This window comes from Acinetobacter chinensis, assembly GCF_002165375.2.
Lineage (GTDB): Bacteria > Pseudomonadota > Gammaproteobacteria > Pseudomonadales > Moraxellaceae > Acinetobacter > Acinetobacter chinensis.
On sequence record NZ_CP032134.1, the window covers coordinates 320325 to 334142 of the forward strand.

Annotated in this window: 14 protein-coding genes; 6 read left to right on the forward strand and 8 right to left on the reverse strand. The window is 42.2% G+C overall.

Annotated elements, in window-relative coordinates:
- Positions 1-29 precede the first annotated feature (29 nt).
- The gene (locus tag CDG60_RS02310; protein ID WP_227542911.1) at positions 30-455 is read left to right on the forward strand and encodes a hypothetical protein; all 426 of its coding nucleotides are present in this window, start codon (positions 30-32) and stop codon (positions 453-455) included.
- 65 nt (positions 456-520) lie between these two features.
- On the opposite strand, the gene CDG60_RS02315 is transcribed toward CDG60_RS02310, so the two are convergent.
- The 5 genes from CDG60_RS02315 to CDG60_RS02330 form a co-directional block, all read right to left on the reverse strand.
- Positions 521-1612: a hypothetical protein gene (locus tag CDG60_RS02315; protein WP_406565305.1), complete on the reverse strand. Its 1092-nt coding sequence runs from the start codon at positions 1610-1612 to the stop codon at positions 521-523.
- Positions 1613-1744: 132 nt separating this feature from the next.
- Positions 1745-3157, reverse strand: coding sequence for a hypothetical protein (locus CDG60_RS02320; RefSeq protein ID WP_087512723.1), 1413 nt, complete (start codon positions 3155-3157; stop codon positions 1745-1747).
- 10 nt (positions 3158-3167) lie between these two features.
- Positions 3168-3347: a hypothetical protein gene (locus tag CDG60_RS02325; protein ID WP_087512592.1), complete on the reverse strand. Its 180-nt coding sequence runs from the start codon at positions 3345-3347 to the stop codon at positions 3168-3170.
- A 275-nt stretch (positions 3348-3622) separates the two neighbouring features.
- Positions 3623-3799 carry a hypothetical protein gene (locus CDG60_RS18270; RefSeq protein WP_171405424.1) on the reverse strand — a complete coding sequence of 59 codons (177 nt, stop codon included), beginning with the start codon at positions 3797-3799 and terminating at the stop codon, positions 3623-3625.
- Between the two features lie 279 nt (positions 3800-4078).
- A complete protein-coding gene (locus CDG60_RS02330; protein ID WP_087512593.1) occupies positions 4079-4777 on the reverse strand; it encodes a DsbA family oxidoreductase in 699 nt (232 codons plus the stop codon).
- Positions 4778-5002: 225 nt separating this feature from the next.
- On the opposite strand from CDG60_RS02330, the gene CDG60_RS02335 reads away from it, so the two are divergent.
- Positions 5003-5752, forward strand: coding sequence for a hypothetical protein (locus CDG60_RS02335; RefSeq protein ID WP_087512594.1), 750 nt, complete (start codon positions 5003-5005; stop codon positions 5750-5752).
- 126 nt (positions 5753-5878) lie between these two features.
- Positions 5879-6163, forward strand: coding sequence for a hypothetical protein (locus CDG60_RS02340; protein ID WP_087512595.1), 285 nt, complete (start codon positions 5879-5881; stop codon positions 6161-6163).
- A 24-nt stretch (positions 6164-6187) separates the two neighbouring features.
- Here CDG60_RS02340 and CDG60_RS02345 read toward each other — a convergent pair whose 3' ends face one another.
- A complete protein-coding gene (locus tag CDG60_RS02345) occupies positions 6188-6886 on the reverse strand; it encodes a YidX family protein (RefSeq protein ID WP_087512596.1) in 699 nt (232 codons plus the stop codon).
- A gap of 380 nt (positions 6887-7266) precedes the next feature.
- Here CDG60_RS02345 and tehB point away from each other — a divergent pair, with 380 nt between their 5' ends.
- Positions 7267-8136, forward strand: a complete 870-nt coding sequence (gene tehB, locus CDG60_RS02350; RefSeq protein WP_087512597.1) for an SAM-dependent methyltransferase TehB — start codon at positions 7267-7269, stop codon at positions 8134-8136.
- Between the two features lie 343 nt (positions 8137-8479).
- Here the strand turns inward: tehB and fadA are convergent, their stop codons facing one another.
- Positions 8480-9652 (reverse strand): acetyl-CoA C-acyltransferase FadA, encoded by a 1173-nt coding sequence (gene fadA, locus CDG60_RS02355; protein WP_087512598.1) that lies wholly within the window; start codon positions 9650-9652, stop codon positions 8480-8482.
- 12 nt (positions 9653-9664) lie between these two features.
- On the reverse strand, positions 9665-11818 hold the full coding sequence (gene fadB / locus CDG60_RS02360; RefSeq protein WP_087512599.1) for a fatty acid oxidation complex subunit alpha FadB: 2154 nt from the start codon (positions 11816-11818) through the stop codon (positions 9665-9667).
- 479 nt (positions 11819-12297) lie between these two features.
- On the opposite strand from fadB, the gene lpxO reads away from it, so the two are divergent.
- Both lpxO and CDG60_RS02370 read left to right on the forward strand, forming a co-directional pair.
- Positions 12298-13212 carry a lipid A hydroxylase LpxO gene (gene lpxO, locus CDG60_RS02365; protein ID WP_087512600.1) on the forward strand — a complete coding sequence of 305 codons (915 nt, stop codon included), beginning with the start codon at positions 12298-12300 and terminating at the stop codon, positions 13210-13212.
- 121 nt (positions 13213-13333) lie between these two features.
- Positions 13334-13744, forward strand: coding sequence for a PH domain-containing protein (locus CDG60_RS02370; RefSeq protein ID WP_087512601.1), 411 nt, complete (start codon positions 13334-13336; stop codon positions 13742-13744).
- Positions 13745-13818 lie beyond the last annotated feature (74 nt).

Sequence of the window (13818 nt, forward strand, 5' to 3'; positions counted from 1 at the left end):
AAAGCCTATCTTGAAGATAGGCTTTTTTTATGAATAAAAATATGAAGAAATATTACTTAATGATGGGCACAGTATTGTTTCTGCTGTTTCCCTCTATTGTACAGGCCTATGACCTGCCACCACCCGATCAGCGTAAGAAAGCTTATGCAGAAGAACTGTCTGTGCATAATGCGCAGTTCCTGAGGGATAAGACACTGAGCTCAGTGATTGCTTATCTTCGGCAGGATGGAAACAAATATGAACTGACCGATTATTCTGATCCATCTTCAAGGGTGATGGGTTTGCCCTTGGAAGTTCACCCTGAGATTAAAATAGATCCGGCTCTGGTTGGGAAAAAAGTCAAAGCGACAGGATTGATGACCTATAAGACGATGTATTTCCCCAATATGCCTGTTGAAAATGGTCCTGCATTCAGCTTTAAATTTCAGCTATATGCCATTGAGGCACAGGAATAAAACAGGCCTGGGTGAGTTGTGAATAAAGTGGATAAATCAGAACTTATCCACAGATATGCTTAAAATCAGAACAGGGTTTCCAGACGGATGGATGCACCGACAAAATGATTTCTGTCTGCCCGATGGTCATTCAGATAGTTCAGATCTCCCTGAACATAAAACCATTCTCTTAAAAATGGCTGACGCCAGGAAACGAAAGGTCCCCAGCTGTTCAGACGCAGATTTTCATCTGTATAAAATCCACCGGTATAGATACCGTAGTTGAATCGGTTGTTCTGAAAGAACTGGTGCTGGCGGAAAGTAAAATTATCCCAGGTCAGATCATCATACTGAGTATCAGCATAGGTCAGGTTCAGCTGATTGGAAAAAAAAGCCTGATTGGGGCGGGCATGGGTCAGTTCCAGATTTGTCCGTAAGTAATTTTCACTGTCGATGCCATAACGGTAAATCTGCTCGGCATAAAATTTAAAGTCATTGTCCAGTTGCCATTCTCTGGATGCTTTGAGCCGAACATAAATATCATCACCTGATCTGACCCCAAGATCCGCATCTGTTTTAAAAGGTATTTTTTCAGAGAACTGAGACCATCGTAAGGCCAGCGAGCTGTTGCTGTCACGGGTACGTTTTGTATCGAGTTTTTTATCGGGGCTGTTGACAGGGTTTTCATTGGTAATCGCGACATTGGTGTTGAGTTCATTGTCCAGTGAGTCATCACCAAAGACCAGGCTCAGCTTTTTTTCCAGGGTTGGCAGTTTAATGCGCCCACGGATACGGGGTTTTATTTCATAGCCGTCATATTCATTCCAGCTGTTATCCACCAGTACCCTTAAGGATGCTGTTGCAGGCTTTTCTGGATTGGTTTCACCAAACCAGTTATCTATACGTACTGCAGTTCGGTCTGCCCAGTTGCGGATACCCAGTTGCTTCTGATCAATCCAGGTGCTGTTTTCAGTGACACTCACAGGTGGAACAATCGGGCTGTCGGACTGTTCGGGCAAAAAAGTGGGCGTGCTGTCAATCCATCGGGGAATCTGGTACAGCAGGTTGTATTTCTGGGTGAATTCAGAAATCTGTTCCACCGTCTGTGGCAGAACAGGGTACTCAGAAGCAGAATGATCTTCCTCCGCAAGTACCGTCATACTGACCATTCCCAACATTATCAGTAAGCCCAGGCGGGTTGCTGATAAAGTGTCCTTTTTGTACATAGAGCTGGATCTTGTATAAAAGTGGTACTTAACAGTGTTGGAAATTCTGGTCAGGAAAGCAAGGGTTTAATACAAAAATTAAAATTATTCTTCTGAATAAACCTGAATCGCTTCATAGAGTTGAAGCGCTTCAATCGGTTGTTCCAGACGGTTGATGACCCGTTGAATCAGTTGCCAGCTGATGCCCTGCTGACGGTCAAGCAACAGATGAGGGAAAGCCTGTTCCATCTGAGACAGTTCAAGACGTTTCTGACCATGAATGACACGGATTTTCTGACGTTCCTTGAGCAGGATGACTGGTGTTTCCGTTTCTGCTGCTGTTTCTTCAAACTGAATAAACTTCTGCGTGTGAATTAACTGCGCTGGAATGTAAGGGAAATAAGTGTCCTTGTTCCATACCACCGTGGCTTTTTCAGTGAAAACCTCAAAGAAAGCTTCGTGCTGTAGTAACTGACTCTCCAGTGATGCCCAATTGGTCATACGTACAGAAGCCAGGTCATAGCCCTGTTGCTCAGCAGATACTCTGGCGAGGCGAATTGCCTGCATCTCATCCTCTGCACCAAAAAGAGCGAGGTATTTAATAAAACGACCCTGCGTGGAAATCTGTTCAGCCAGATAAACCGGGCGTTGCAGAACATTTTCCTGATCAGGGGCAAAAATCAACAGATCAGTAAACTGAGCCACTTCTGGCAGCTTTAAACCATACAGTTGCTGTTCAAGCGCTTCGGGAAAATTCAGCACAGTCACTAGTGCCTGGTGCGCACCCAGCTGGAGTGTGACGGGCAGATTTTGTGCAGGTCTGTCTGTAGCGGTGAGTGGATGAGTTTCATCGACTTCGACCTCAGAAGACTGTCCTGATTTTTTACGGAAATATGCTGAAATATCCCGAGGTTTCAGAGACAGTTGAGCATCGGCAGGAGAATTATTAAAAGTCATATCAGGTTCAGCAGTTTCAGGGAGAGAATGAGAGATGTGTTCGGTTGATATATGCTTGTATTTATGAAAACGGTTTTTAGGCTGCAGGGCAATCAGCTCAAGCTCCTGATCGGTTTTCAGGCAGTGATAATGATGTAACTGTTCCATCATCCAGCTGAAGACGGTTTCAATTGAACCCCATTCACTGATCAGAGCAGTGCGGTCTGCTGCCGGAATCAACCAGATCTGCCAGCCTTCAGATGCATGATGCAGAAAAGCCCATCCAGATTCGGGGTGTGCATACAGCGCTTCTTCCAGGAGGCTGTCTTCCTGAAAATAGCCACGGAATGACTGACGGTACAAAGTCTGATCGGCAAACTCAAGTGTTGTGGCTTCAGGATTGATCTGTGCTTTATAACCCAGCACCTGTTTTTTAAATATCGGTTCATCACACAGTTCAAAAATTTCATGAATACGTTTTTTTGAACGGGCAATTTTATAAAAAGACAAAGCCTGACGTTCCAGATCATGGGTCAGGTCACGTAATTCTTTAATCAGCAATGACTTTTCCAAAGCATCCACTGACATACTCCTAAACATGTTTCTGAGCTTTTTCCAGGTAACTGGCCAGCACAATATTCACAGCCAGTTCTATCATTTTGTATTCTGCCGACTGTTTTGACGGGTAACGTTCAGCCAGGGCAATCAGATTTTCAATGTTGATTGCCTGCGGTGGAATTTTCCCCTGAATAAGTGCCTGAAGTTCCTGCATATGAATACGTTCAAATGAAAAAATAATTGTTTTGATTTTTTGATTATATGGATTTAAATAAAAAAAACATGAAAAAAATTGTCAGTTTTTGAGATTTTATAAGCAAAATTGACACAAAGTGGGAATGCATCAATAAAAAATTGAAATATTTTTTAAGTAAATGACAAAGATGGGTTCTGAATCATGCGAACTGCAAACGTTATTTTATAAAAACAGGATTTCTGAAATAAAAAAAGCAGGCTGAAAAATAGCCTGCTTTTAAGGGTTTGAGCAAATTATGCTGCTTTTTTATCCTGTACAGATTCAGATGCAGCAGGTTGATCAGCAGTCACAGTCTGAGTTTCTACCACTGCTTTTTTAACAGGAAAGTCAGGTACATAAACGATCTGAGCAGATACACTAGCAGAAAATACAACAGCGACTGCAACAGCAGCAGTTTTAAACAGTTTCATAAGGATTTCCTTCTGAAGATTTGTCCTGATAGACTGGGAGATAAAAGATTTGTTAAATGAATTATTGTTAAAAAATGATCATGCAGGAATGATAGATTCGGCAATCAGAGATAAAATAACAATATAAAACAATTAATTAGAGTATTTACTCTGGTTGTTGCAATGAGTTTTGGAATAGAAAACAGCTGTATCCGCTGAAAATCTCTCATATCAAGGCTTGATGGCAGGGCAAAAAAAATCCTCCATTCAGGAGGATTTTTAGACAGCTATGTTCGGGCTTTATTTCGGCAGATCACATTGCTCATCGTTGCACTGTAAACCGTCATCGGACTGGACATCATTCTGATCTGCACTTTCCAGTGCTTTCTGCATAACCTGCATAAAGATTTCACGGGGCTGTGCGCCGGCAAGTGCAATACGTTGATCAAAAACAAAGAAAGGTACACCGGTCACTTTCAGCTGATCACGGGCAACTTCTTCGTCAAAGCGGACAATATCAGCATATTCATTACCATCCAGAACATCATCCACTTCAACAGGATTCAGACCAATCCGTGCTGCGACATCCTCAAGTGTTTCACGCTCGCCAATCGCCAGACCTTGCGTCATATAGCTGTAGAAAAAGGCTTCTTTTGCTTCCGAACCCAAGCCCTGACTCTGTGCCAGGTGAATAATACGGTGTGCGTTGAAGGTATTACCTGAATTGGCATTCTGCCAGTTGAACTCAATGCCTTCTTCTTTTGCCATTGCTGCGATATTACGTTCCATTTCTTCCACTTCGGCAGTGGTGCGACCGTATTTCTGTGCCAGGCGTTCAGTATTGGAAATCTGTTGTACCGCAGGTGCGTCAGGATCAAGTTCAAAGCTGTGCCAGTGAACTTCCAGTTCAATATCCATTTCTTTAGCAGCGGCTTCAAAACGTTTTTTACCGATGTAACAGAAAGGGCAAACCACGTCTGACCAGATATCTACGCGCATAAAAAATCTCGATTGTTAAACTTTGGAGTTAAGCAGTACATGGGGATGTACTTCAAAATTTAAAGCATTTTTACACAATCAGCTCAGCTTGTTCATCATTTTCAGCAGAATTGTGGATAACTTCTTGTTTATACACAGCCTGTATCCGATAGATGATCTGTTTAAAAAATCATCATTTCTGCAAATTCAGGCTATGATATCTGAAAAGGAAAAAACGAGCAGACTATGCCACGTATCTTTATTATTTTAGGTCTTGCCACCCTTCTGATGTTTGGCGGGATGTACTGTCAGTACAGGGAACAGCAAAATGAACAGCAGGCACTGGATATTTATCAGACGGTGTTGCTTGAAAAAGCTGAACTGATTTACAGCCAGGCAAGAGACTGGTCAAAGCCCATTCAGGTCGATATTTCAGATCCGCGCCTGACGGGTGATTATAAAATTATGGCTGATTTTGTGCTGAGCCATATGATTCAGAATGCTGAAGCCCGCAATACATATCTGCGTGAATTAAAAGCCCTGGGATGGGATCAGTTTTTAAATATTAACCGGCTGGAAAAAGACAAAAAACAGAATTATACCGAAACAGAAAATATGCTGAAACAGGCACATATTCTGGCGGAACAGTTCAGGCTACAGACGCAGCAAAGAGAGCAGAATGCTGTAGATCAGGCTAAGCATCTGGGAATAAACGCACGCTACCGGCATCAGCTGGCTGAAAATATGAAAGCAAGCCTGAAACAGGATGAAGCACTGGTGATGTTTGAGATTGAGATGCAGATTCTCAGTAAAGCAGAAGCGATTTTTACTGTACTGAAAAACAATAAATGGGAAAAGAAAAAGAATACATTTATGTTTTATGAAGATAAGCCATTGCAGCAGTTCAATGCTTTATACAAAGAAGTACTGGCACTGACTGCGCAGCTGGAACAGGTTAAAAAGCAGAACCGCCGTGAAGTGGAGCAGAAACTGTAACCTTAAAAGTATGTCATGCAGGATACAAATTTTCAGTGAACTGTCACATGTATTAAAACTCAGCACTGTAGCCTGAGCAGTGTTGAGGTACATCTCTTTATCTTATGTGTTTCAGGCAGAGCAAAAATGAAAACAATCCATGTCTTTCATGATATTCATCAGCTGTATGCAGAGTTTATTGAAAATAAAAACTATCCAAAACTGGAAAGTCTGAGTAACTGGGGTAAAAACCGTTTTTTCTTTAATCAGCATTTTCGCATGATTGAAGACTGGCACCACACCGAACAGATTGTCATTGAATTTAATAATCAGTTTTACAGTCTGGATACAGGTACTGCACCAGACTTTATGGACAAAGAAAAATATATGGAATGGTTAAGTGTGGAACTGCTCAGTCAGCAGGTTCAGTAGAGACTGAGCAGTACGCAGAAGATATCAGTCAAAGATTTTTTCGGCAGCCTGGAAAGGTAGGCTGATGACATCTATAGCCACAGCAAAAGGCAGCAGTGCCAGTTTTTCGAGTGGATTCATACCGGATTTATTTTTATAACTTTCTTCCTGATGTGTATGAATACTGACGTGGTAAGGCTTACTCAGGGCTTTCAGTGAGGTCAGGTTGGCAGCTGGTGGAAAAACAACACCTGCCATTTTGATATTGAAACAGAAGCGCTGTGCATTCATGCGTTTATCACTGGATGTGGAACATTCTTCAGCACCATTCTCAATAAAGAATGTCATGTCCTTTTTGCTGATATCTTCCTGCAGTTTTACGTAGGTCAGTGGTAAAGTTCCGCTGAAGTGACCGTCATTATTTTCAGAGTGGAAAGAAAGCGCTTTGTTGATCTGAATATTTTTCGGGTCCAGTTTTGAAATGAGCGTAACAAACTGAGTTGAACCTTCAGTGATAACATAACTGTTCTTCTGACCTGCAATCACCAGACTGTTGAGTGGAACATTGTTCTGTACCGTTGATGGACGACCGAAAGCGACCACCTGGTCTTCAGACAGAATAACCTGCACATTTTTTGTATAGGTGCGGTTATCTTTTTTAATAAGTGTTGATGTTGCACAGCTGGATAACAGGACTGAAGAAATCAGAACGAAAAATGTTTTATTCATAAATTTGTTATACATGTTGAAACTCCAGTGATACCGATATGAAGAACAGTGAAAATAAAAAAATAAACAGAAGAATAAAAGTATGTTTTAAAAACAGATGAAAAACTGTACTCAACATAGCAAAAAAAAGCATGAAGTCAAAAATTAATCACGCAGACATTGGTCTATACGAAGCATTATCTGTCTGCAGGAGAGCAACCTTTGGAGGTGTGAGTGACCACCTGTGGTGGCTTATGGAAAAAATCTGAACTGATGCCGAATATAAATAATCATTCAAAATCAAAAGTGAGCTGGATCATTTATATTGTTTTTATGGGGTGTTGCACACCATGGAAATACATCTTATGGTGAAGTGAGATAAACATAAACGGCAATTGGTAAAAGGGGGCGGCGTGATGAATCAGGAACTGGTCTGTTATAAAGAACTGGCTGTATGGACTGCACAGTGTATTCCTGAGGGGTTTAAAAAACCACACAATACCAAAGCCGGCAGTTGGGCAAAACTGACGATATTTAAAGGTGAACTGAAATTTGCAATGCTGGATGAATCTGGCCATGTACAGTCAGAGCATCACTTCAGCACGGAACAGCAACCCCCGTTTATTGAACCTCAGGCATGGCACAAAATCGTTTCGACCAGTGACGATATGGAGTGTCAGCTTCAGTTTTACTGCACCGCTCAGGACTATTTTTATAAAAAATATCAGCTTTCACCGACGCACTCAGAAATTTTGGCTGCAACGCCGTATTTACAGGGTGGAACAGCGCTGGATGTGGGGTGTGGGCAAGGGCGTAACAGCCTGTACTTAAGCCAGCATGGTTTTGAAGTGGATGCCTGGGATGTCAATGCAAACAGTTTACTGAAACTGAAGCAGATTATAGAGGCAGAAGGTATTCAGAACATTCATGTACAGCAGCGTGATCTGAATGCTGATCAGAGTATTTCGGGGAAATATGACTTTATCTGCTGTACGGTGGTGATGATGTTTTTAGAAGCTCAAACGGTGAAACCATTGATTGCTCAGATGCAGCAAGCGACCCATGTGAATGGTTTTAACCTGATTGTCTGTGCGATGGATACGCCGGATATTCCTGCTCAGTCTGACTTTCCTTTTAGCTTTAAGGCAGGGGAGTTAAGTGCGCTGTATGAGGGCTGGAAGATCGTGAAATACAATGAAAATGTAGGTGAGTTGCATCGAGTGGATGCACAGGGCAATCGGATTAAACAGCATTTTGCGACGTTGTTGGCGCAAAAAATTTCATAATAATTTCTTAAACATATACTTACTTCACAATGGAAATCCCTCTCTCCTTATTAAGGAGAGGGCTAGGGAGAGGATGATAAAAATTCCCTCATCCTAACCTTCTCCCAAAGGGAGAAGGGACTTACCCGCATGTGTTTTGATACTGATTAATGTTTATGTTTAAGTGGATAAAGTTTTGAATGTTGTAAGTTTAATATAGTTATATGATTGGTAAGTTTAAAAATTTAAAAGAGAAACAGAGTTTAAAAATTAATCTGTATTTATGATTTATTGAAATATAAATCTAAACAGGAAAAATCCCCGCAAAAGCGAGGATTTTTTGATCTCAGTATTTAATTAAGAATTAAACACGTTCGATAATTGTTGCGATACCTTGACCCAAACCGATACACATTGTCGCAAGACCGATTTGCGTATCTTGCTGTTCCATAACGTTCAGCAGAGTAGTCGTGATACGAGCACCAGAACAGCCCAATGGGTGACCTAATGCAATCGCACCACCATTCAGGTTAATGATGTCTTGCTTGTCATAGATGTTCAAACCTTTCATAACAGAAAGACCTTGAGCAGCAAACGCTTCGTTCAATTCGATAGTCTGGATGTCATTCATGCTCAAACCAGCACGTTTAAGCGCTTTTTGAGTTGCAGGAACTGGACCATAACCCATGATCGCTGCATCACAACCTGCAATAGCCATAGAGCGAATTACAGCACGAGGCTTAAGACCTAAAGCTTGAGCACGTTCAGCAGACATGAGCAACATTGCAGATGCACCATCAGACAACGCTGAAGAAGTCGCAGCAGTTACTGTACCGCCTTTCGGATCAAATACAGGGCGTAATGCTTTGAATGCTTCAAGGTTAGCGTCGGCACGGATTACTTCATCAATATCGCAAAGCTGTTTAAAGCCATTAGCATCATGACCTTCAACACCGACGATTTCATTTTTGAAACGACCTTCCTGAGTTGCAGCCCATGCACGACGGTGAGATTCAACACCGAACGCATCCTGTTCATCACGAGAGATGCCATTCATACGACCTAACATTTCAGCCGTTAAGCCCATCATGTTAGACGCTTTTGCATAATGCTTAGATGCTTCAGGGTTCAGGTCGATGCCGTGCATCATACCAACGTGACCCATGTGCTCTACACCACCGATGATGAAAATATCACCCTGGTTGGTTGCAATCTGTGCTGCAGCAGTGTGGATCGACTGCATAGAAGAACCACAAAGACGGTTAACCGTTTGACCACCAACAGTCTTTGGAAGATCAGCTAATAACACGATGTTACGAGCAATGTTCATACCTTGCTCTAAAGTCTGGTTCACACAGCCCCAGATCACATCTTCAACTTCGTTGACATCAAACTGGTTACGAGCAACTAAAGCACGAACTAATTCAGCAGATAAGCTGTCAGCACGTACATTGCGGAACATACCGTTTTTGGTTTTACCCATTGCAGAACGTACGCCATCAACGATGACAACGTCACGCGGATTTAAAGTAGCCATTCACGTCGCTCCTTAACCGTAGAATTTTTTGTTGTTAGCAGCCATGTCACGCAACATTTGTGGCGCTTCATAAGCCTTACCTAAGTGTGCATATTTGTCACAAAGCGCAACGTATTCAGCAACACCTGTCTGGTCGATGTAACGGCATGGACCACCACGGAATGGAGGGAAACCTACACCCATGATCATTGCCATATCTGCTTCAGACGCAGTAGATACGATGTTGTCTTCTAAGCAACGAACAGTTTCGTTACAGAAAGTCAGCATCATACGGTCAATGATTTCCTGAGCATCAAACTCGTGTTTTTCAGTCGTTGCCATAGATGCAACAAGCTCGTATGCAGTTGGATCAACCACTTTGGCTTTTTTACCTTTACGATCAAGTTCATACTTGTAGAAACCAACGTCATTTTTCTGACCAAGACGTTTGTTTTCATACATGATTTCGATCGCGCCTTTATAATCAGGCTTCATACGGTCAGGGAAACCTTCCGCCATCACTTCTGCGCCGTGTACACCTGTGTCGATACCAACAACGTCGATCAAGTATGCAGGACCCATAGGCCAGCCGAATTTTTCCATTACTTTATCAACTTGCTGGAAGTCAGCACCGTCTTTAAGTAACAGGTCAAATGCACCGAAGTAAGGGAACAATACACGGTTTACAAGGAAACCTGGGCAGTCGTTGACAACGATCGGTGTTTTACCCATTTTCTGAGCTAAAACAACAGTGGTTGCAATCGCTTCTTCAGAAGTTTTCTCACCACGGATCACTTCAACCAAAGGCATCATGTGAACTGGGTTAAAGAAGTGCATACCTACGAAGTTTTCAGGACGCTCTAATGCATTTGCAAGGCGTGTGATTGAAATCGTCGAAGTATTTGAAGCAATGATCGTGTTTTCACGAACTTTACTTTCTGTATCACGTAATACAGCTTCTTTGATTTTTGGATTTTCAGTCACAGCTTCAATCACGATGTCGACTTCTTTAAATTCGTCATAGCTTAAAGTCGGACGGATGCGAGCAAGGGTTTCACCCATTTTCGCAGGAGTCATGCGTTTGCGTTCAACCTGTTTGGTCAACAAGCCATTCGCTTCAGACATACCCAAAGCAAGTTGTGGATTACCAATATCTTTCATGATTATTGGTGTGCCTTTGCTTGCCGCTTGGTAAGCAATACCGCCACCCATGATACCTGCACCTAAAACAGCTGCCTGGTTAACAGGATGCGCACCTTTTTCATGTTTCTTCGATGCTTTTTTCACAACCTGATCATTGATGAATAAACCAATCAATGCACCTGCTTGTGGTGTAATCGCAGCTTTAGCAAATGCTTCAGCTTCAATTTTTAATGCTGCATCACGACCCTGGCTGACACCCGCTTGAAGTGAATCAAGAAGAAGTTTTGGCGCAGGGTATTGAGCAGGGTTTGCTTTCGCAAGTACCACACCCTTAGATGAGTTAAACGCCATCATCTGTTCAAGCATGTCTAACTTAACAGGCTCTAATTTTTCCTGACGTTTTGCTTTCCAGTTTAAACGACCAGAGATTGCCTGTTTAACAAGGTCAATCGCAGCGTCCTGTAATTTGTCCACAGCAACAACTGCATCTACAGCACCATCTTTCAGTGCAGCAGCAGGTTTTTTGTTTGCAGAAGTGGCAATCCACTCAACAGCATTGTCGATACCGATCACACGGCTTAAACGAACAGTACCACCGAAGCCTGGGATGATGCCCAGTTTAACTTCTGGCAGACCAACTGTTGCAGCTTCTGACATGACACGGTAGTCACACACCAGGCACATTTCAAAACCGCCGCCCAGCGCAATACCATTGATCGCCGCAACTTTAGGAACTTCTAAATCTTCAAATGAGTTGAAAATTTCATGAACAGGCATTGCCCATTCTACAATTGCGCTTTCGCCCTGTTTAAAGTTATCACCGAATTCAGTGATATCTGCACCAACGATGAATGTGGATTTACCAGAGGTAACGATTAAGCCTTTGATGGAACTGTCAGCTTTGACAGCAGCAATAGCAGCCTGAAAGTCTTCAATCGTTGCACGGTTGAATTTGTTAACCGACTCACCTTGTAAGTCAAAGCGGAATTCTGCGATTCCGTCCGAAAGCATTTGGACGGTAATGGCATTGCCAGCGTGGATCATGCCCTGATCTCCTTTTTTGGAGGACTTATGAGTTGATGTTTTGAAGCATGTACGCAGTTGCAGCGGACATTTATGCTTCGCTAATCTTACGATAACTATATCCAAAAAGAACATAACAAGTTGTATCAAGCCGTGACGCAAGGGTCATCAATTTTTCTTCACTGAAACCGTGTAATCACAGGCGTTGTTATGAAATCAGCCTGGGTTCTGATTATGAAGCTTATGTTTCAGATGATATTTTTTACCAGGTAACCACTTTTTAGAGATTGAAATAAGCCATTTTTTTTCAAGAGACAGGCTGAAAACTTTGGGCAGAATGGTCAATTGCCATTTGAAACAGGGGCTGATGAGGCAAAATGTAACACTGTGTCTGAGCCTTATGGGCACCGTAACTGTATAAAATTTGATACAATTGTGTCATGTGATAATTCATTTGTTTTTTAATCAGGCCGACTGCTTGAAATCTCCCGAGTAAATGTATGATTAAGTGGATCATTTTAGCTGTTTTTATTGTTTCTGCGCTGTATATTCAGCGACGAGGAAAGGTACGTCATTCGTTTTACCGTCAGTTTTTTGACCATTCCACCATTCTGGCGCCCATCAATTTTTTGATGTATATGTTTTCAAAAGTTCCGAACGAGCCTTATATTGATTCGCAGCATTTTAAAGATTTAAAAGTGCTGGATGACAATTGGGAAATGATTCGGGATGAAGCGAGAGCACTGTATGATCAGGGCGGAATTAAGGCTTCCAGTAAATATGATGACCTGGGCTTTAACTCATTCTTCAAAACCGGCTGGAAGCGTTTTTATCTGAAATGGTATGACTCAGCGCATCCGTCCGCTGCGGAACTGTGTCCTCAGACCACGGCACTGTTAAAAACATTGCCGACGATTAAGGCAGCAATGTTTACTGAACTTGCACCCGATAGCCGGCTGGTTCGTCACCGTGACCCTTATGCAGGTTCATTGCGTTATCACTTAGGGCTGATCACACCCAATGATGACCGCTGTTTTATTGATGTGGATGGTCAGAAATATTCATGGCGTGATGGTGAGAGTGTGGTGTTTGATGAAACCTATATTCACTATGCTGAGAACACCACAGATCAGAACCGTATCATTTTCTTTGCAGACGTTGAACGCCCATTAAAGTCAAAAATGATGGAGCGGTTCAATCACTGGTTTGGTAAAAAAGTCATGACAGCCGCCAGCTCTCCAAATGAAGCAGGGGATCAGACCGGTGGGCTGAATAAAGCATTCGGCTATATTTACCGCTTGCGTGTCAAGGCTAAAGCCCTTAAAGCCACTAACCGTAAGCTTTATTATTTCCTGAAATGGTTTTTAATGCTCGGCATTTTCTTCCTGATCTTTATCAGACCTTATGTGTTTTAAAGCCGTACAGGTACTGAAATTAAACACTCCATTCGGGGTGTTTTTTATCAGAAAAATAAAGATTTAAAACTGCACTGCAAAGAGTGTTTTGTGTAAGATGCTCACTAAGCAGGAGTCCTTTATGCATAAATTTCGTTCCAGAATTGACTGGTGGGTTTTAGGTTTTTTTATCTGTCTGACCGGAATGCTGGTGCAGCTGCTGCTGACCATGTATGCCAAAGGTACGATGGTGCAGTATCCCGTACATACGGCAGTCTATGTACTGGCGGCTGTTGTGGTGTGGTGGCCTGTGCTGAACACACGTTATGTGATCAGTGATGGCATACTGACGATTCACTGTATGTGGCTGACCTGGAAAATTCCTGTAGCAGATATCCAGAGTATCACTGCGACGACCAACTCTGTTTCATCTCCGGCACTGTCACTGGACAGACTGGAAGTCGTTTATCTGAAAAATGGAAAAAGTTGTACAGTTCTCGTTTCTCCGAAAAATAAAGAACTGTTTAGCAAATCATTGATGCTGAAAGATTAATTGATAAATCAGATTTTTACTTAGAGATTTATTTTTAATATTTTAAATAAAAACAATTATTTATGTTGATATTG

Bases quoted from the DNA above. Each gene is read 5' to 3' on its own strand.
- CDG60_RS02310 (WP_227542911.1), top strand. From the start codon at position 30: ATGAATAAAAATATGAAGAAATATTACTTAATGATGGGCACAGTATTG.
- CDG60_RS02315 (WP_406565305.1), bottom strand. From the start codon at position 1,612: ATGTTGGGAATGGTCAGTATGACGGTACTTGCGGAGGAAGATCATTCT.
- CDG60_RS02325 (WP_087512592.1), bottom strand. From the start codon at position 3,347: ATGCAGGAACTTCAGGCACTTATTCAGGGGAAAATTCCACCGCAGGCA.
- CDG60_RS18270 (WP_171405424.1), bottom strand. From the start codon at position 3,799: ATGAAACTGTTTAAAACTGCTGCTGTTGCAGTCGCTGTTGTATTTTCT.
- CDG60_RS02330 (WP_087512593.1), bottom strand. From the start codon at position 4,777: ATGCGCGTAGATATCTGGTCAGACGTGGTTTGCCCTTTCTGTTACATC.
- CDG60_RS02335 (WP_087512594.1), top strand. From the start codon at position 5,003: ATGCCACGTATCTTTATTATTTTAGGTCTTGCCACCCTTCTGATGTTT.
- CDG60_RS02340 (WP_087512595.1), top strand. From the start codon at position 5,879: ATGAAAACAATCCATGTCTTTCATGATATTCATCAGCTGTATGCAGAG.
- CDG60_RS02345 (WP_087512596.1), bottom strand. From the start codon at position 6,886: ATGTATAACAAATTTATGAATAAAACATTTTTCGTTCTGATTTCTTCA.
- tehB (WP_087512597.1), top strand. From the start codon at position 7,267: ATGAATCAGGAACTGGTCTGTTATAAAGAACTGGCTGTATGGACTGCA.
- fadA (WP_087512598.1), bottom strand. From the start codon at position 9,652: ATGGCTACTTTAAATCCGCGTGACGTTGTCATCGTTGATGGCGTACGT.
- fadB (WP_087512599.1), bottom strand. From the start codon at position 11,818: ATGATCCACGCTGGCAATGCCATTACCGTCCAAATGCTTTCGGACGGA.
- lpxO (WP_087512600.1), top strand. From the start codon at position 12,298: ATGATTAAGTGGATCATTTTAGCTGTTTTTATTGTTTCTGCGCTGTAT.
- CDG60_RS02370 (WP_087512601.1), top strand. From the start codon at position 13,334: ATGCATAAATTTCGTTCCAGAATTGACTGGTGGGTTTTAGGTTTTTTT.